This is a genomic window from Hydrocarboniphaga sp., from assembly GCF_965279055.1.
Classification (GTDB): domain Bacteria; phylum Pseudomonadota; class Gammaproteobacteria; order Nevskiales; family Nevskiaceae; genus Hydrocarboniphaga.
The window spans coordinates 4,475,807-4,495,185 of the sequence record NZ_OZ257125.1; the positions used below are offsets into that span (position 1 = coordinate 4,475,807).

The 19,379-nt window shown below is 63.4% G+C and carries 9 protein-coding genes and 1 tRNA gene; 5 read left to right on the plus strand and 5 right to left on the minus strand.

The window, feature by feature from the left end:
• Nucleotides 1-17 precede the first annotated feature (17 nt).
• The 4 genes from ACQZF9_RS20140 to ACQZF9_RS20155 form a co-directional block, all read right to left on the minus strand.
• Complete coding sequence (locus tag ACQZF9_RS20140) at nucleotides 18-5,354, minus strand: DNA translocase FtsK (protein WP_428310752.1); 5,337 nt, start codon at nucleotides 5,352-5,354, stop codon at nucleotides 18-20.
• Nucleotides 5,351-6,841, minus strand: a complete 1,491-nt coding sequence (locus tag ACQZF9_RS20145; protein ID WP_428310753.1) for a hypothetical protein — start codon at nucleotides 6,839-6,841, stop codon at nucleotides 5,351-5,353. The genes ACQZF9_RS20140 and ACQZF9_RS20145 overlap by 4 nt, the downstream gene beginning before the upstream one ends.
• Nucleotides 6,842-6,846: 5 nt before the next feature.
• A complete protein-coding gene (locus tag ACQZF9_RS20150; protein ID WP_428310754.1) occupies nucleotides 6,847-10,731 on the minus strand; it encodes a Druantia anti-phage system protein DruA in 3,885 nt (1,294 codons plus the stop codon).
• A 419-nt stretch (nucleotides 10,732-11,150) separates the two neighbouring features.
• Nucleotides 11,151-11,227, minus strand: a tRNA-Ile gene (locus tag ACQZF9_RS20155).
• Between the two features lie 167 nt (nucleotides 11,228-11,394).
• On the opposite strand from ACQZF9_RS20155, the gene ACQZF9_RS20160 reads away from it, so the two are divergent.
• Genes ACQZF9_RS20160 through ACQZF9_RS20175 form a run of 4 tightly spaced genes read left to right on the plus strand, consistent with a single transcriptional unit; the run spans nucleotide 11,395 to nucleotide 13,541 of the window.
• Nucleotides 11,395-11,706 (plus strand): hypothetical protein, encoded by a 312-nt coding sequence (locus tag ACQZF9_RS20160; protein WP_428310755.1) that lies wholly within the window; start codon nucleotides 11,395-11,397, stop codon nucleotides 11,704-11,706.
• Nucleotides 11,707-11,713: 7 nt separating this feature from the next.
• Nucleotides 11,714-12,562 carry an HvfB family MNIO-type RiPP peptide maturase gene (locus ACQZF9_RS20165; RefSeq protein ID WP_428310756.1) on the plus strand — a complete coding sequence of 283 codons (849 nt, stop codon included), beginning with the start codon at nucleotides 11,714-11,716 and terminating at the stop codon, nucleotides 12,560-12,562.
• Nucleotides 12,555-13,307, plus strand: a complete 753-nt coding sequence (locus ACQZF9_RS20170; RefSeq protein ID WP_428310757.1) for a DNA-binding domain-containing protein — start codon at nucleotides 12,555-12,557, stop codon at nucleotides 13,305-13,307. Before ACQZF9_RS20165 ends, ACQZF9_RS20170 begins: the two co-directional genes overlap by 8 nt.
• 33 nt (nucleotides 13,308-13,340) lie before the next feature.
• Entirely contained in the window at nucleotides 13,341-13,541 is a 201-nt protein-coding gene (locus ACQZF9_RS20175; protein WP_428310758.1) for a hypothetical protein, read from the plus strand.
• A 205-nt stretch (nucleotides 13,542-13,746) separates the two neighbouring features.
• On the opposite strand, the gene ACQZF9_RS20180 is transcribed toward ACQZF9_RS20175, so the two are convergent.
• On the minus strand, nucleotides 13,747-16,737 hold the full coding sequence (locus ACQZF9_RS20180) for a toll/interleukin-1 receptor domain-containing protein (protein ID WP_428310759.1): 2,991 nt from the start codon (nucleotides 16,735-16,737) through the stop codon (nucleotides 13,747-13,749).
• Nucleotides 16,738-16,905: 168 nt separating this feature from the next.
• On the opposite strand from ACQZF9_RS20180, the gene ACQZF9_RS20185 reads away from it, so the two are divergent.
• A complete protein-coding gene (locus ACQZF9_RS20185; RefSeq protein ID WP_428310760.1) occupies nucleotides 16,906-19,365 on the plus strand; it encodes a TRAFs-binding domain-containing protein in 2,460 nt (819 codons plus the stop codon).
• Nucleotides 19,366-19,379 lie beyond the last annotated feature (14 nt).

Sequence of the window (19,379 nt, forward strand, 5' to 3'; positions counted from 1 at the left end):
GCCATAAGCGCCGATACTTACTCAACCAGCACAGCCAGGATAGCGGCCGCCGCCGTATCCACCATTTTTACTTCGATGGTGTCCGTGACCTGCGTCGGCACGTAACGAAGGTCAGCCGCATTCGCCGCAGGAATTAAGACCAATTGCCGGCCGGCACGATAGGCCGCCACGATCTTCTGCGGGATGCCACCCACTGCTCCGACCTTCCCCTTTAGCGACACCTCGCCAGTTAGCGCAACACCGTGGCGCACGGCTCGGTTGGTCAGGGCCGAGACCATAGCGGCAACGAACGGAAGGCCGGCAGAAGGCCCTTCGCGATACTCGGCGATATTCACGAGGTGGACGCTGACGCCTTTGCCCTTCACATTTTTTTCGGGGATGTCGTAGGCTTTGGCGGATTGCTGGACATGCCGCCAGGCGGCCACGATCGACTGCTTCAGGACTTCGCCGGATGATCCGGTGACCTCGACCTCCTCACCATTTTTAACGACGACTTCGATGGTCATGGCGGCACCGCTGTCGAGGCGACTCGACTGCCCGTCGACCGTCAGCCCGGTGACTTCACCGACGAGATCTTCATGATTGGCCCGATCCGAGTCGTCGACGGTCAAATCCACCGAATCGTCGATGGGTTCGGGAAACGTCGGCATGCCGCTGCCTGGGAAACGAGCCGTGAGCAATTCGCTCATCTCCGTGGGCGGCATGAAGTAGCCCTGGAGTCGCAGGAGCCGATCGTTCAGCAGCAGGAGCATGTCGCCCTTGCCGAACAGGTTCTCGGCGCCCGTCTGGTCGAGGATTGTCTGGGAGTCGACCCGCTGCGGCAGGCGAAACGAAACGCGGCACGGCATGTTCGCCTTTAGCAGGCCGGTGACGATATCCGCCGTCGGCCGCTGCGTCGCCAGGATCAGGTGGATGCCCACCGATCGCGCCCGCTGTGCAAGCCGATTGATCTCCCGCTCGAAGTCCTGCCGATCCTTCTTGCTCAGCACCGCCATCAGGTCGGCGTATTCGTCGATGACCACGACGATGGGCTTGATCGGTGTCAGCGGGTGCGTGAGGTTGTATTCCGAGACGTTCGGGCACCGGGCCGTTTGCAACAGCCGGGTCCGCTCGCGCAGTTCGTCCCCAGTCAGGCGCCGCAGTTCCTCGATCGCGTCCTCGGCCTCGGTGATGACGACGCCACCGCGCAGGTAAGGCAGTCCGTTGTAGAGGACGAAGTCCGTGGCCTTGGGGTCGATGATGATCAACTCGAGCCCGTCCGGCCCCAACTTGGAAATCAGCGACAGCAAGATGGCATGCAGGAAGACCGTCTTGCCCGACATCGTCGAGCCGGCCACCAACAGATGCGGCAGCTGAACGATGTCGAGGCGGATATGCTCGCCCGACGGGCTGACACCGACTGCGATCGGCAACTGCAGGCCGGAGGGTGGCGCCAACTCGTCGATCGCCGCCTGCAACGGCATCATCTGGCGTACCGGACGCTCCAGATCGATGCCGACATAGTTTTCGCCCGCGATGTTGTCGATGAAGGGCGTTGTCCGCGATGCGAGCTCTCGGCCGATGTCTTCTGCCCGCGAACGTAGCTTGTTGACCTGCGAGCCGGCCTTCAGCCGGACGCGATATCGAATGACGCTGGGCCCGATCTGGGCTTTGGCCGAGTCGAGTTCCTGAACCTGCACACCGTATTCGCGAAGGATCCGCTTCAAATGTTCGGCCTGCTTCACGATGAGCCGGCTTTCCTCGTCCCCGATAGTTTCGACATCAGGCAACTCGGGCGCTGGTTCTGACGCGGCCGCGGCTGGCGGTGCCGATTTGCTCGCTTTCGGCGTCGCCGGCACGACAGGCGATGGAGTCGAACGTGGCGCGGCGGTCGGAGTTGCTGCCTTCGGGGCTGCCGGTGCTTGCTTGGTCGGCGCCGCCGGTGTCGGAGTCAGTTCGGCATCTGGCGGGACAGCCTTCGCCGCCGGCGACGATGCCAACGGCACAACCTGATCGCTGATGTGACGACGGACTTCATCTTCCGTCAGTTCAATCAGCCGAACGTCACGACCGCCGGCCTTCAGGACGCGCGTCGACGATTGGCGGCTCTGCGTAAGACCGACCACCGCCAGCGAGAGCCGAACACGCGGCTTCACGTCCAACGCGAAAATCGCGTTGAGCCGCTGGCTCCAGTAGTCCTTCTGGATGTCGGTATGCCCTTCCAGGAAGCACTCACGGAACAGGTGCTGCCGCAGCACCTCACGCCGCTGGGGCGCGACGATGTTCTGTGCGCCTGGATCCAGCTGAAAAATCTCGTCGATGATGCGGGCGGTGTTGACGAGCTGGTCAACCGCTTTGCCAGACACCTCACCATTGACGACGTGATAGGCGTCGTCCGGCTCGGCGTAGGTCTTCACCTCGATGATGTCGAGAACGCAGGAACCGTCGGCTTCGTCACAGATGCCGAAGAGATCAGCCCTCGTTGCGTCCTCTCTCAATTCCAACCAGCGGCGCGCTTCTGGGCTGTCGATGCTTACCAGGAGATTCTTCTCGTGGTTGCGCCGGTACCACGCGGCGCTCACGAGTGTTCCGACCAGCCCCTGAGTCCGGCGCTCATCCAACACGGTACCGCCCTTGGACACCAGTGCCAGGAGCCCATCGGTTAGCAGCCCGCCAAGATCGTCGATCAAGCGTTCGACCGCCATCTTGCTTGGCGTGTAGTTGGCCTTCCGCAACTGCCGATCGAACTCGGCGACGAACTTGGCCTTGTCGCGCGCGTAGACGGTGATGTCGCGCTTGCCGGCACGCTTGAGAGAAATCCGCGGCACGCCAATGGAAAGCGCACCCTCCTGGGCGCGGTCTGCCACGACCAGCCACACGCATCCCTGGGTCAGCTTCTGGAGCTGTTGTGCCTCGGTTCGCAGTTCAGCGGCGACGCCATAGAAGGATCCCGTAATGACGTTGCTGACCCGGTTCCGCAGGTCGTTGTGATCGCCGAACAGTCCACCGTCGGCAGCCGGCACTACGCGGACCGACTTGGTGATCTTGTCGAACTTGAACTGCATCGGCAGACAGATCGGATGCACCGCGAGCGACGGCATGCGGCTGAGTCGCAAGGTCTTGGCATTCGACGGATCAAACAGCACTGCGATGTGCGCCGGCTGCTTCTTCAGGTCCTCGGCAATCTGGTCGATCTTCTTGACCTCGTCATCGACCTCCAAGGTGAAGCCACCTGCTGAGCCGATGCCCTTGAACCGCTCGGCGCCTTCCTCATCTTCGGCACCGCCACCCAACGCGCCCACCGCGGGCGTAACCCGCTGGGTGAAGAACAGGCGAACGTGAACCCGTTCGAGTTCGCTGGCCGAGTTGTCCGTCAGCCGCACAACTTCCTTGAGAACGAAGTCAATGTCGGGCGGATCGATAAATGCCAGGCGCAGTCCCAGGCGAGCGTGGGGGTGAAGCGTGCAGAACTTGTCGAAGAGCTTGGCGATCTCGGCGAGACCATCGCGGCCGGCGTACTGGTGGGCCGCGAGTTCGAAATATGGAATGCCCTGGCGGACGCCGGCCTCGGGCAAGATCTGGTGCACGCCGCCCGTGACCAGCGCCGGCACGAATAGCGTGGTCAGGAAATTGGGTAGTTCCTCGACGCGGCTACGCAGCAGGTCGCGCTCCTGCTGCGTGATGTTTCCGGCCTGGATTCTGAGTTGATGGGACAACTCGATGAACTTCCACAGATGCAGCGGGTGCAGCGGCGACAACACCACGCGCGTGACGCCTCCACATTGAAGAATGATGGTGTCCAGTGAGAGGAAGCGCGAGCAAAGGATCTGCACGCCATCAGGTGACGACTCGGAAATGGCCTCGTAGGACCGCTTCAAGCCTTCCACCAGAACTTCGTAGGAGCGCAGATATTCCTGCGCCGCCGCTCGCATGGTCGGGCTCGCATTGAGCTTGATCAGCGGTTCCAGCACGAGGCCGCGTACATGCGCGGCCAAGGTAAGGCGGGTCGATTTGAAGCTATCGAACGCATTGAGTAGCGTGGTATCGCCCTGCAGGACCGAGGTAACTTCCTGCAGCATTCCGCGCAGGTCGAACTCCTCATCTGTCGGATTGAACAGGATCCGGTCCGCTTTCTCGACCTGAGCTAGAGCCTCGTCGAGGGTTTTGGCTTCGCCTGGGATCAGAAGCTTTCCGCCCCAGGCATCTTCACTGACGGTGAGTTCGACCAGCCTCAGGAACGGGTGCTTGGACTCGACGTTGAGGACAGCGCCGGACTCGGGGTCTTTGACCTCCGGCGCGTCGTCGTCATCTTCGGCGTTGATCGCTTCATCGACGGCTTCTCCCAGAGAATCCAGCGCGTCATCGTTGCCATCGAGGATGAAGTCGACGCACCGAATGGTGGGGCTGCGTGTCGGCCGATCCGGGATGGCGCTGTCGTCGCCGCCGCCGCCAATGTTGGTGTCGTCGCCAGGTTCCGGGATTGGGTCTCCGGTGGGGTTGGGCGGTTGGTCTGCCTGGATCTTGGCCTGGAAGAGTCGTTTTACGGCCTGCAGGCTCAGTTCGCTGAGGCGGGCTGGGTCCTGGTTTTTGTAGAACTCCATCACCTTGCGGTAGATCTTTTGCAGTTCCACGCCGGCAGTCGTATCTTTCTGGACCGCGAGCGCCTTCGAAATGCGCTGGCGATCCGTTTTCGACAACACCTCGATCTGCCCAACGATTCGCCGGTTTTCTTCCAGGCGCTGCGATATTTTTGCGGCCGTGGGCACAACAAAGAGTTCGGCGTCGGGGAGCAGGCCAATCGAATACAGGTTGTTCTTCGAACTGTCGGGTATCTCGCCTTCAAGGACGCAGGCGCTGAGGGCGGAAAAGTAGGCCAGCAATCCCTCGAGCGGCACCGACTGCCGGACTTTCTTGTGCTGCAGCGCCTTCCACAACTGGCGCTGCGCGTCATTCACCCCGAACTTCTCACGCCCTTCCGTGCAGAGTTGGTCGTAGAGATCTTCCGACCGAAGGGTCTTGAAGCGGTTCAGCGACGTGAGCTTGGCTAAGTCCTTCGGGGTTACAACGACGATGGGCTCTTTGACCTCGGCCTTATTACGCCAGCGCTCTGCACCTTCCACCGTTGTGACGAAGAAATCGGTGATGTAACCCGCCGTTACCGCAGCCTCCTTCAGGATCTTCGTGATCGCGGGGCTGTACCCCGCCATGGCAAGCCGAACGCGAATACGGGATTGAGAAACGCTGAGTCCTCGCAACAGAGCCAACGGCTCAAATGCCGGCATATCCTTGACCAGGACGCCGAAGGCTTGGTTCTTCGCTTGCGCAATGACCGCCCGGGCAATGACCTCGCCCGTGGTCGTTTCGATGCTGCTCATTTGGTGGCCCTGTCCAAGCGAATAATCGTCACGCCATCGGCATAACGACGGGCGTACCCGATATCGATCAAGGTGTCACGCAACGCGTTGGCATTGCCGACAAGGTCTTCTCTGGTGGCATCCATGATCGAGAATTTTGCGAGGTCGGCTGAATCGCCAGGCAGTGCACCGGTGACGATGCCGAAGCGGTCCCGCCAAATCTCAGAGAGTTCCGACAACTCGAGTTCTTGACCCGGCTCTACGCACGTCGCCAACAGGACTTCCAACAGTTCTGGGCTAGGGGCGTACCGCTTTTTAACGGCGCGTTGACCACGAGGCGCGAGTAGTCCGCCGCACACGCCGAGGGCGCGCGCAAAATCCGTGGGCGTGCCCGACAACTCTTCCAGCATGATGTCGACGATCGCGTTGACCAACGCTTCAAGGTTGGTGCTGCCTACCGAGTAAGAGCGGAACACCTCCAAGAAATGGGCGCGGACGTGATCTTGCTTCTTCTGCGTGCCTTTCAGGCCGATCTCACCGATGAATTCTTCAATCTGCTTGCCCGTCCAGCGCTCTCGATGCTCGCGGATCAGCACCTCGCGAACCCCGTGCTGAATCAGCGTTTCGATCCGCTTCGACGCGAGGTTATAACTGGCATGACTGGCCGCGGCAACCGCCGACCATCCACTGCTGGTGAAGTCGGTAAGCATGAGCGGCCGCTGCGTTGCGTACTGGCGACCATCTTCATATTCGAGACCGCGATGGGTCAGATGAAGGTATAAGGCAAAGGTCGAGAAACAGGCGAGCCGGCGCAACGAATGAAGCTTGCTGCCATTGGCACGCTCGAAAACCGCGAGCGTATCGAAGCTCTTCCTGATATCGCGCAGGATATGGGACTTGAAGCCGCCGCCCTGGGCAGGCCGACGCAGCGCCAATGAGTCCGGCGCCTCGTCGGCGGCCGGATCGTATTCGCGAGGCTCTACCCCCTGAATAAGGGGCAGCGAGACAACCGACAGTTCGTCGGAGGCGTCGCTCAGCAGTTCGCGGATGAGAGCGAGCATCGGGCTTTCGCCCGCCCCGACATCTGCAGCCAGGACGCCGTACAGAAAGTCACCGGTGTCACGGTCGTTGCTGTCGCGTGTGACGTGGGTTTTGTGCGTAAGCGTGTAGGAGCAATACTCGTTCTTGTCGAACACTGCTTTGTCGGCACCCAATACACCCTTGAGTAGTTCCCGAAGGTCATTGAGTTGCCCGATACGACCGGGTTCGGCGAAGTCGCCCAGATGATCCCTGGCATCCTCGATGAGATCACTGGTGGGATGCCGCTCCTCCGTGCCCTTCTTGGCCCAGCGTATCAGCGCGTGATTCAGCAGCTTCGGGTCGTAGTATTCACCAAGGGCGGCGCGACACAGGCCGTTGGTTATGTGGACCGGCTTGATCGATGACGAGTTGGGCGAATAACCGAGCGGTGCGACCACGCCCTCGCGAAAATAGTCCTGGAGATTCATTGAAATTACAGCGCGTAGCGCATTTGGCGGCGATCGACACGGAACTCAAGGCTGGCCCCGGACTTGAAATTTTTGATGTGGACTTCTTCGATGTTTTGCGCCTTCTGAAATGAGCGTCCCAACTCGTTAAAAAACTTATCCAGACGTTTGGTTACTTCCGCCGAGCGCAATGCCATCGGCAGACCGCGACGGGCGTCGTAAAGGGTCTGATACAGCGGCAGATCGACCGTCAACTGAGCGACCATTTTGTCGTTCTGGTATGCCGCAAAGATCAGGTGATCGGCCTGGAAGTGAAACGCCGGTGTCGTGTGTGCTGGCAGCCTCGGAATCTGGATGCGGAAGGTATCGGTTCCAATCGAACGCACCGAGATGTAGGTAGGCGACCAACGGGCGTCATAGCAGTGGCGACTCCACAGACGTACAGCGTTGTCCTTGGTATCGCGAGGGTCAAAAAAGCGATTGATCAAGCGCGTCAACTCGCGGACGACACCCTCGTTGTCGGTGGCCGCGTTCTGCAGGGCCTTATAGAAATACATCTCATCTGCCGGGAGCAAATTGAGCAGGTCTGCGCCGCTTTCGTTTTCGAAGTAGAAGCGGCGTTTCGCCGTGCGCATCGCCTCGATTGTCAGGCTGAGATCCGGAACTCGGCTAGGTGGCGGTGACGGTGGGCCAAGCGGGGTCCAGCCGGACGGATCCAGGTCGCCCATCCAGAGTGCATCGTCGTACAGGGGATGCGTCACATGAGCAGGGTCGAACACGGCACGCACGGCATCGAACAGATCGCTTTCCCCTTCGAAGGCAAGGTCTGAATAGGCCCGATGCGCGGATTCGCTTTCTGGGCTGACCAGTTGCTCGCAGGATCGGCCGCCGGTGAGGACGAAGGCGAGAAACCCCTGTAGGTCGCGCATCGTGACGTGATGGCCGCGCTTGGTCGTCAGTTCGAGTAGGGTGAACAGTCGGTCCGCAACGCGTGGCTGCTGCAGTGCAGTGCGGGCCCTCGGCACATCACACGTGTAACGAGCTGGGCACTGCGGGCATTCCGGGTAAAACCGGTCCGAGGTCAGCGTGGCCACCAGACGCTCGTAAACAGCTTTCGTGACGAGGTTGCGGTTGTTGAGGTCGATGACCACCACGCTCAACGCTTTGGCCGGTTCATCCTGGTAGATGACGCCCTTCTCGACCTGGCTCCTGATCTCCTGCAAGGGCTTGAACTCATCCCCATGGGCTTTCACGAACTCAAGCAACGGCCACTCGTTGATCGCGAGGCAGAACGGCTTTCTTCGCTTTCGTGCGGCCTTCCAGAGATCGAGCAAGGTTTCATACGACTCTTCAGCCGTGGCGTCGGCATGACACTCAGCCTTCAACTCTTTAATGCGAGGCATCATCCGCATGATCAGATGCGTTTTGCCGTCGCCTGGGTTGCCAGTGAGGATGACGTCCTTACCTGCTTTCAGCAGTTCGAGGATAAAAGGCTCAAGGGTCGTTTCGACATGGATCGCATCCAGTTGCGTTTCGCTCAGTCGGTCCGCATAGCAGTTGCGATGGTTGTAGAGCTGCTGGATAAAGCGGACGCCGATCTCGCCGGCGGGTGGCGGCGGCGTGCCGCCACTTCCACCACCGCTGCCGCCGACAACCCCGCCGGCACCACCCTTACCGACGCTGCCCCGCTGAGGTGCGTTGAAGGGTGACTCGCCTGGCCCGATGGATTGGCTGATCCGAATCTCTTCCCGGCTCGACGATGCTGCGACGCGGCTCAATACGTCGGCGTTCTTGATCCGGTTGCTGAGCCACCTAATTTTCCAGTGGTCCGCAATCGAATCGCTCCACCGCAGTGCTTCTTCCTGGGTTTCCGAGGGAAGAATGTATTGGGGCGTGTCCACTTCGTTACGAAGGTAGGCGCCGGTGTTGTGCGCGAGTGGCACGCCGTAAATGATCCGTCGACACTGGTGACGAAGAAAGTGATCTTGGTCCAGCCCGATCACGTTCAGGCCCTCTCGCACCAGGCGTAGCTTGGGGTTGACCCCCTCGCCAAACGTGCGGGTAATGAACGTCGCGCCTTGCTCGTCCTTGAGCATTTCTTCCAGCAGATCACGGGTGCGATCGCTGAAATGCACTGAGCCGTACCCGCGGGTCTCGCCCAGGCGCTGGTACTTCACCTCGCCAGGGGCGCTCTCGCCGCGTATCGATGCCGGCACCCGCACACGGTTGTACTGGCTACTGCCCACGTGATACAGGCTGGTGGTGCCGAGAAAGACCAGGTCAGCTGCTCGGGCGTGGGCCGCGCCACGCATTTTCGATGCGATTTCGCTCGGCGAATTCGAGTAGCGCTGGAAGTAGTCGTACCGGACCTGCGGGCTGGCCAGCAGCATGCAAACCAGTTTGCCGCCCAGCAGCTCGTTATAGGGCGGCACGGCTCCGGCAATGATGATATCCATGATGCTGGAGCCGATGTGCGACTGCTTCACCGTCCGGATGGCAATGCCGAGAGCACGGCGACCCTCCTCGTCGCGCAGCAGCATCGACATGCCTTCCGACTCGCCGGCCTTCGCCGCAGAACGGAATACCAGCTTCGCTCGCAGCAACTCGGCGTACTGGGCGGCGCGCTTCTGCTTGAACAGTTCCTCAACGCTCTTGTCCGCCAGCGAGCGGACGTTCTCGGGGATGCTGCTGAGCTTGGACGGATCTACTGGGCGGGCGCGGTCACCGGCCTGCCCGGGCGCCCGCGCCTCATGTGAGCGCAGCAATTCTTTTCTGCGGTAGGCGCTCTCGCGGGCATCAGAAAGTAGCCGCTGGACCAAATCCATGGTCGGCGCCGCAAGCTCGGCCGCGGTTACGAGGCCCTTAGGATCCAGCGACGCAATATCGGTTTCGAGCTGTTGTAGATAATGGCGATACAGATGTTCCAGGAGCGTCTGCCGCTCAACTGGATCAGTGGCGGCGTCGACCGATGCTTGGATGCCTTCGATGTCCCAACCGAGGAACCGCTCCCGGTCTGCCAGGCGGACGATTGAGTTGCCGAGCGCCGCGATGCCGATCACGGGATGGAACGGACGAGCCCGGTCCCGGACCAAGTAAAACAGGTTGCGGCCTGGTGTACTGAAATACGGCAGCGACCAGAAATAGCGGAAGTACCGCCAGATATCGATCAGCCGGAGGCCGGTCTCGGGACAGCGATCGTCCTCGGCCGCCAATTGCAGGTAAGGCTGTACGACGCCGAGAAACGGTTCGGCATTGCCCGCGTCCAAGGCGACCTTGGCGGCGGTCAGGTCGGTGACCAACGCCTGGCCGTCAGCAACCAAGTCCAGGATCGAGCATTCCGGCTTCCCGTAGTGGGATCGGGTCGTCTCCATTTCTGAAATGAATCGACGAACCGATTCGGGCTGAAGCTGTGCCAGCCTCTCAGTTTTCATTGCAAGCCGGATTTGCCGCTTCTGCTTCGCGATGCCCTCGGGTGAACTTGACGCCTCCGTGAAGTCGGGCGGAGCCATCTCGAGTTGGTGGTCGCGAAAGCGATAGGCCCAATTCTGGCCCAGCAGATCGACCAGGACGGAGAGGGCGGCTCGGTATCGCCTGAGCGAGCGGGGACGAAGTTCGGGAGAAAAGCCCGCCTCGATACCGGCCGCCCACTCGATTTCCTCCTCGATCAGCGCCCGCACGACGGCCGGACGCTCAGACGCTAGTTTTTCGGCCAGTGCCTGGAACCGTGGGAGGTGGACGCCGACGTTCGCCGGAGCGAAGGCCTTGTAGGAGGTCTCCTGCACGACGGCGGGAAACCGTTCCTCGTCCACCGATAGCTCGAATCCGGGAAATTCTGCCGGTGCCGGCACCGGCTTTTTGTAAGCAGCCAACAACTGTTCTGTCACGATTCGCTTCTGCTCGGCTGAGTTCACCCACGTCCCCTGTTCTTGGCCCACGTCGCTTGCCGCGTCACGGCCCCTCTACCGTGACCCGTCACGCGCCAGTTTGCGCCAGCTATGGGCTGCGGAACAGGGAGGAATGCCTATTGGTGGCCCACGGGAAGCAGAAGCCCGAAACGCATCGTGTGGTACTGGCGGCCTTCGGAGGCACCTTCCCCGCCGCCATCGGTCCAGCCGGTCGATTTTAGAGATACGGGGAGGTATATCCCGGCTGTCACGCCGGGAAGGTCCAGCGGGTCGGGGCAGCGCTTTCTACCATCCGGTGAGACCCGGTCTCACTCGATGCTGAAAACCACACAAGCTGTTTCAAACCTTCGGCAAATTCCATCGAGGTTTGAAACGATGTTTCAAACCCTAGTTACCCGCACAAACTGCCGGAGCCATACGAAAAATGGTGGGCCCTGTCGGACTTGAACCGACAACCAAGGGATTATGAGTCCCCTGCTCTAACCAATTGAGCTAAAGGCCCGTGCTGCGGCCCGCGGAGCGCGTCGACGGGTCGCAAATGATAGCCGATCACCGTGCGCGAACCGGCGCGCGGCGGGACAGCCCGGCGGCGGGCCGCTACCATGAGCGCCGGGCCGCCGGCCCACCCCCATTCACGCGGTGCTAGCACCCCGCCCTGGAGTTTTAGCGATGAACAAACCGAGCCTCCGCAACAAGCCGCTGGCGCTGCTGATCGGCACCGGCCTGGGCCTGGGCGCGATCGGCGCGCAGGCGGCGACCTTCCAGGCCACGGACCTGGCCTCCGGCTACGCGGTTGCCTCAGCGGAAGACGCGGCGGCCAAGAAGCCGGCCGAGCACAGCTGCGGCGAAGGCGGCTGCGGTGGCGACATGGGCGCCGACGCGGCCGCCGACAAGAAGGCCGACGCCAAGCCTGCCGATGCCGCGGCGAAGCAGAAGGTCGCGTCCGAGCAGCAGCAGAAGCAGCCGCCGGCCAAGCAGTAAGCGGCCGATGATGGACGGAGCCGGGCTCGGCCTGCGTCGGGCCCTGCTCGACGATTTGTCGCAGGCCGACGCCGCCACCGGCGCAGCGGCCAGCAGCGGCCCCGATTTTCTCGAAGCCGCGCCGGAAAACTGGATGGAAGTCGGCGGTGCGCTCGGCCGCCGCTTTCGGGCGCTGAGCGAGCGCTATCCGCTGCGCGCGCATGGCCTGGCGCTGTCGATCGGCGGGCCGCAGCCGCTGGATATCGACTGGCTGAAACGCGTGCGCGCCTTCCTCGACGCGCACGATATCGACGACTACAGCGATCACCTGTCGTTCTGCAGCGACGACGGCCAGCTCTACGAGCTGCTGCCGCTGCCGTTCACGGCCGAGGCGGTGGAGCATGTCGCCGCGCGCGTCGCGATCGTGCAGGACGTGCTGGAACGCACCATCGCGCTGGAGAACATCAGCGCCTACGCGCGCCTGCCGGGCGAACTCAGCGAGGCGCAGTTCATCAACGCGGTGCTGGATCGCGCCAACTGCGATCTGATGCTCGACATCAACAATGTCTACGTCAACGCGATGAATCACGGCGAAGACGCGATCGCGCTGCTCGACGCGTTGCCGGCGGGGCGCATCCGCGGCCTGCACATCGCCGGGCATCAGCTGCAGGCCGACGGTCTGCGCATCGACACGCATGGCGAGGCAGTGATCGCGCCGGTGTGGAAGCTGCTGACCCAAGCCTACGCGCGATACGGCGTGCTGCCGACGGTGCTGGAGCGCGACTTCAATCTGCCGCCGTGGGCCGAGCTGATGGCCGAGCTGCAGGCGGTGCGCGAGCACCAGGCGCGCGCCTCGAACGAGCCGCCGCATGTCTGATCTGGCGACGATGCAATACGCGCTGACCGCCGCGCTGCGCGATCCGCAGTTGCCTGCGCCCGACGGCATCGCGCCGCAGGCGCTGCAGGTTTATCGGCGGCTGGTCTACAACAACATCGAGCGCGCGCTGAGCCGCGCGTTCCCGGTGCTGCGCGCGATCAGTGCCGACGACGTCTGGCATGCGCGCGTGCAGCGCTTTTTTGCCGAACATCGTTGCCAGAACCCGGAGCTGCGGCATCTGGCCGAAGACTTCATCGCCTGGCTCGACGCCAGCGCCGGCGAGCGCGCAGGCGATCCGCCGTGGCTCGCCGAGCTGTGTCATTACGAATGGGTGGAACTGGCGCTGGCCAGCGACGCGATCGAGCTGCCGCGCAAGACGCCGCAGACGCTGTTTTCGCTGGAGAGGCCGCCGCTGCTGTCGCCGCTGGCCTGGACCTTGAGCTATCGCTTCCCGGTGCATCGGCTCAATGCGGAATATCAGCCGCAGACCGCGCCGGACGCGGCCACGTACCTGATCGTCTATCGCGATCGCGCCGATGCGGTGCGCTTCATGGAGATCAACGCGCTGACCCTGCTGCTGATCCGCGCGATCGAAGCGCAGGCCGAGCTGAGCGCGCGCGAGCTGCTGCAGACGCTCGCGGCAGAGCTGGAAAACACCGATCCGCAGGCCATTGTCGAAGCCGGATCTACCTTGCTGTACGGCCTTGTCGAGCGCGACATCATTCTTGGGTCGCGCTCCGCCTGAATCTAGCGCTCGACCGGCGGCTGGCAACGCGACGTGAACCCGCTATGGTTCGTGCCCGGCACGGCGAGCCCGATCGACGCGCTCGCACTGGGCCTGGATCTGCGCTCGTGGCTGACGCAGCAGCAGCGTGGTTCCGATCTGGTGAATGCGACGCCGAGCTATCGCTGGAACCAGAGCGCCGATCCCAATCTCAGCGGCGGCGCGGCGTTCTGGAATTCGGCGAAAACATGGTGAGAAGCAAGCGAGAAATAGCGCACTCTCTGTAAGAAAATGTCGCAGCAGACTGTAGCCGGGCCGGATTTAGCCCTGATACGGAGAGACTCATGCGTCTGCACAGCCATGCGACAAAGATCCCGTCCACGCCGCCGGTTGCACCTCCGCGTCCGACGCCGGTGCCGGAGGGCGAGGCTCCAACGATCCCGATACCGAATAGACCTCGCTAAGGTGACGGCACCTTGCCGAAACAAACGCCGAGGTTGAGCGGTCGCTGCACCAAAGCAACCCCCTCGAGTCGCCAAGGGCTAATGCAAGCGAGCCGGTCAGCCACACTGCTGGCGGGCCTCGATTCCAAGCGTGCATCCCAAGAGCGCAGGCGCCCGTCGTCGGCTGCGCTGTATACCGTCCCATCATCGGCCGAAAAGGCCACAGCAGTAACTTGACCAGCGTGAATCGCCAGATTCTGCAACAAGATGCCACTGCTTGCATCCGACAGCTGAGCCAGGCCATCAGTGCCAGCCGTAACTACGAAACGATCGTCGGCGCTCCAACGAGCGTCGAACACTGTTCCTGCATGCTCCCCAACTTTCAGCAGTCTTCCGGTTTCCGGCTCCCAGATTGTCGCTGATAAGCCAGTGCCTTCGAGCAGCACTTTCTTGCCGTCGTGCGAAAACTCGGCTTTGAAACAACCAGTCGAGTTGTTGACAACAGTCTGTCTTTGCTGCGGTTGCTGCGTGGATAGCAAGCGCACCACGCCGCTGGCGTCGTCGGCCATGGCGACCAGTTGCTTAGAGTCCGCCGCAAAATTGACGCAGCCTACTAGGGGAGAGTCATTGGACAATGGAACTCTTTGCTCAACGGTGAGCGACGCCAGTTCAATCAGCTGAACCTCGCGCTGCTGGCCGATTGCCAGATGCCGCGAATCGGGGCTGAAATCAGCCGCAAACCGCGAATCCATTGCATATTCCGACAGCATCTGTCCGTCATCGATGCGCCATAGCTTGCCCTTATTCGATCGATCGCCCGAGAACAAGTAACGGCCATCGCGGCTCATAAGCAAGGTACTGACGAACACGCCGCCGGCATGCAGGCGCAGCAGCTCGCGTTGATTGGTTACATCCCACACACCGATTTCGCCGGCAACGCTCGCTGCTGCGACCCGGGTTCCATCGCTCGCAATCGTCGTGATCGCCGCACTCAGTTCACCGAGGCTTCTAAGCGGCGTCAAGTCACGCGCGCTCCATAGCAGCAACCGACCGTCCTGCCCCCCACTAACGAGGCGACCGTCGCTGATCTGTGTGAAATCGACCGACGCCGACCACCAAGTCGGCGGTTCACCCTTTTTATTGCCATGCGTGGCGCTGGCCAGTGGGCGGAAATGATCACTCCATAGCATCACATTGCCGGCCGAATCCGCACTTAGCAGCTGTGTCCCGCCGCGAGTGAACAGCGCCGACGTCGTGTCCGTATCCAGTCTAAACAGCGGCTTTGAACTCACAACGTCTGCTATAACCGCCTGTCGCCAGTCGATCTTGCAAAGCTGCTCGCCGTCGCTACGCAGCGCGCTGGAAGTACGAGTATTTATGGTACCGGCATACAGCAAACCGCCGGTGTCGGTACGCCAGACACGCTCGCCATCGAGGCCGGAAGACAGAAGCCGTTTCGCTCGGCTCGCCAGTTCCACTCGATAAACCTGCTGCGCGTGACCACCTGCGAAAGCGACTTTGGCATCAGGAAGATCCCAGCCACGCATTGCGCCATCGTCCGAACTTGCTACCAGCAGATCACCCGCCGCTGAGAAATCCACGCCTATTACTACGTCGTTGAGCCCGATCAGACGGCGCGCGGATGCGATTTCACCGTACTTCCATAGCCAGACGCTTCCGTCCCGGTTACCGGCAGCAAGCCATTGCCCATCTGGGCTAAAGCTCGCGACGCTAGTTCTTGCCAGCATTGACGTTGGCGGCGCCCAGCTCACCCCACTATTCAATGACCACACGCGCGGTCTCTCGTCCGGCGCAATTGCGACGATGGCTGACGCGTCACGATTGAACGGCGATGCCATGGAGCAGTTCATCGCCGCAATCGCTTGATCCAGCAACAGCTCGCCATCGGGCAAAGACCAGACTTTCAGCACGCCGCGATCGCCTGAAGCCGCGATGCTGGCTAGCGCTACTCGTCGCCCGTCTTCACTGAGTGTGGGCCCGCAATAACTCTGCACCCCGCCGACATCCAGCACCGGAAACCGTGCGATCGGCTTGGCGTCGGGCAGCGACCAGGCGCGCAGTTCGCCGGCGGAGGACAGCGTCACCAGCGTGTGATCGTCTCCGCTGAGTTTGAGCTTGAGCACCGGCGCGCCGCTGTCGATTACCTGGTTCAGCGCGTCGATCGGCTGCATCGCCTGGTGCAGCATGAAACGCAGCGCCGGCGTGTCGACGCCTTCGCTGTAGGCTGCTGACAGAAACACCGCGGCGCGCATCTGCGAGCCGGCGAGCAGTTCCCGCCGGCCGTTTTCGACCAGCTGAGCGAGTCGGCGCAGGCGCTCGGTCTCGCGAAAGCGATCGCGCTGTATGGCCAGCGACGTGGCGGCCAGCGCGATCACCGCGGCAATGCCGGCGGCCCAGCCGATGCGGCGCCGGATGCGGCGGCGTCGCTCACGGCGCAGCAGTTCGTCGAGGCCGACATTGAGCAGGCCCGAGACCAGTTTCATCCGCGCCAGCACCTCACCGTCGCCTTCGCGACGCGCATCGGCGGCGATCGGCTCGACCGGTATTGGCGCCGAAACGCCATCGGCGGCCTCGTCGCAGAGCAAGGCCGGCGGAAAGCACTCGCGCTGCGGATCGCGCGCATTCGGCTCGCCGTCGACGATCAGCGCGAGCACGCGATCGGCGCGCCCCAGCGCCTTGAACTGGCGGATTTCCTCGTTGACCCAGCGGCTCTTCGCGGCCTCGGGCGAGCACAGCACGATCAGGTAGCGCGACTCGCCGAGCGCGCGGTTGATGACGCCGCCGAGCTCGGCCGAACTCGGCAGCTCGTCGCGGTCGCGAAAGATCGGGAACAAGCGCCGCGGCAACGGCCCGGCCGGTGACGCACGGCCGACCAGCCGGCGCGGCACGGCATAGCGCTCCAGCCAGCGGTGCAACTGCTCGGCCGCGCGCACGTCGTGATGGCTGTAGCTGATGAACGCCCAATACCGGTACGGCTGCTCAGACACGCAATCCCCTCGCGGCTACTTTGCACATGACATCCCCGACATGCAGTGTGAGCAGCGCAGCTGTATAGCGTCTAGCGTCATTTGCTGACACGGTTTCCCGATATCAGCCGCTAGACTTGCATCGACAGTCCATCGCCACGCCGTCGACGGCCCATGGTGGAGAGGAACGTGAAACCGGCGATCCACGATCACATCGGCCTCAAGCAATGGCTGGCGCAGCGCCGCCAGTTGGCGGGCAGCGGCGGCGACGCCGCGCTGGTGCTCGGCGGCACTGGCCACCTGCTGCTGTCTCCGCTGGAAGAGGCGCAAACCCGGGCGCACCTGCTGCACCGCGTGCTGCCGGACATCGACCGGCAGGCGCCGATCCGCAAAGTGGTGTTGATGACCGGCGCCGCCCCCGGTATCGACCTGGTATTCAATCGCACCGCCAGCGAATGGTTCCAGCGCTGCGGCATCGAATGCGCCAGCGTCGCGCTGCTGCCGGTGCCGCCGCAATGGCTGTTCCGCGACTGGCTGCTGCGCGCCGAAGCAGACGGGCAGACTCTCGGCGACGGCGCGCGCGAACGCTGCCTTGATGCGATCAACAAGCTGCTCGCCGATGCGCAGAGCCGCGTGCTGCTGTACGACCCGGCCGAGCCCGATCTGGACGCGCTCGCCGCCTCCAGCAAGTGGCGCACCGAGCAATATCGGGCGCTCGCCGCCTGCCTGGCCGAGCAGTCCGACGTGCTGGTCGCGGTGTTGCGCGCACAGAAGCTCGGCGAGCCCGGCGGCACGGCGGAGGTCGTGGAATGGCGGCGCCATCCGCAGCGCATTCCAACGCGCTTTTCGACGCTCGCCGACGCGGCCAGCGAGCGCGCCCGCCATCACCCGCTGATCGTGATCGACCCCGGCGTCGCCTTCGTCGAGGCCGCGGCCGAGCGCGGCAACGGTTCGGCCGATGGCCAGGCCGAGGCGCTGCTGGCGCAAGCCGAGGCGGCCATGCGCGACGGCAACGACCTGCGCTGCCACGATCTGCTGTCGCGCGCGCTCAAACGCGGCCTGCGGTCCCGGCGCATGGAATATCTGCGCATCCTGGCGCTGGCCAACGTTGGCGGCACGCGGCTGGCGATGGAGCACTACCGCAGCCTGGTCCTGCTGCCGCAGGAGCTGGACGAGGACTGGCTGGCGCTGCACGGCCGGCTCGAAAAGGATCTGGGCCTGGCCAACAGCGGCGACGAAGCGGTCGCGCATTTCCTGCGTGCGGCCGAGGCCTACGCGGACTCGTTCCGGCGCTGGCACGGGCCGTACAGCGGCATCAACGCGGCGACGATGCTGCTGATGGCCGGGCGGCCGGCGCCGGCGCGCGAGCTGGCGCAACAGGTGCAGGAGCGCCTGGCCGAGTTGCAGCCGGAGCGCGAGCTCGAGCAGTTCTTTCACCTGGTTTCCGGCGCCGAAGCCGCACTGCATCTGGGCAACCAGACGCTGTGCCGCGAGCGCCTCGCCCAGGCCAATCAACGCTGCGTCAACGACGTGGTGCGCCGCGGCCGCACCTTGCAGCAGCTGCGCCGGCTGTGCCGGAAACTGCAGGTCGATCCGGCCTTGCTCGAACCGCTGCGGATGCCGCCGCTGATGCTGCTGCGGCGACGCCCCGACAGCGGCGCCGGCGTGGACGACGAAGCCGCGCTGGAGTTGCGCATCGAGGCCGACATTCCCCGCGGCGCGCTGGTGTTCATGCCACTGCTCGACCGCGTCGACCTGGCCATCGCCGCGCTGCTGCTCGAGCGCGGCGTGCATCTGTATCCGACGCTGAGCCAGCCCGCGGCCGAGGCGCGCGCGAGCTGGAACGCACAGTGGGGCGAGGCCACGGCACAGCGCCTGGGCGAGGTGCTGGCGCGCGCACAGCGTGTCGCGATCGTGCCCGGCTTTCTCGACGACGAGGTGCCGTGGCGTGCGCACCAGCTCGCCTGCACCGCGCTCGGCGCATCGCTGCAGACCGCGTTGAGGCTGGGCTGCGAATGGCGCTCGGCCTGGATCGAGCGCCGGCAGACGCGCGTGTTCTGCCGGCCCGGCCAGGTCGGCGAATACGTCGAAGGGCCGGTGCCGGCAGCGGGCCGGCGCATGGTCGGCGTGCTGTTCGCCGATTTCGTCGGCTTCGGCCGCATCGCCGACACCGACATGCCGCGCTTCTGGCGCGAGATCATGGGCACGATGAGCACGCGCCTGGGCCATTACGGCCGCAAGGTGTTGCACAGCGCCACCTGGGGTGACGCGCTGCACGTGGTGACCTGCGACGCCACCACCGCGGCCGAGATCGCCGCCGACATCCTCTCCGCGCTGGAGGCGCAGCGCCGCCAACGCGGCGTCGCGGCGCAGCTGGAGCTGCGCGTCGCCGCGCACTACGCGCCGGCTTTCGAGGATGTCGACGCGCTGCGCGGCACGCCGGTGTTCTACGGTTCGCAGATCAGCTTCGCCGCGCGTATCGAGCCGGTGACGCCGCCGGGCACGGTGTTCGGCTCCGACGCCTTCGTCGCCCAGCTGATGCTGGAATCGCCGGAGCGCTTCTCGGCCGAGTACGCCGGCGAGCTGGAGCTGGCGAAAAAATTCGGTGCGCACCCGCTGTTCGCGGTGCATCGACGCGCTGTCGGTTGACGTAGCCCGGGCGG

Bases quoted from the DNA above. Each gene is read 5' to 3' on its own strand.
- ACQZF9_RS20145 (WP_428310753.1), bottom strand. From the start codon at position 6,841: ATGAATCTCCAGGACTATTTTCGCGAGGGCGTGGTCGCACCGCTCGGT.
- ACQZF9_RS20160 (WP_428310755.1), top strand. From the start codon at position 11,395: ATGAACAAACCGAGCCTCCGCAACAAGCCGCTGGCGCTGCTGATCGGC.
- ACQZF9_RS20170 (WP_428310757.1), top strand. From the start codon at position 12,555: ATGTCTGATCTGGCGACGATGCAATACGCGCTGACCGCCGCGCTGCGC.
- ACQZF9_RS20140 (WP_428310752.1), bottom strand. From the start codon at position 5,354: ATGAGCAGCATCGAAACGACCACGGGCGAGGTCATTGCCCGGGCGGTC.
- ACQZF9_RS20165 (WP_428310756.1), top strand. From the start codon at position 11,714: ATGATGGACGGAGCCGGGCTCGGCCTGCGTCGGGCCCTGCTCGACGAT.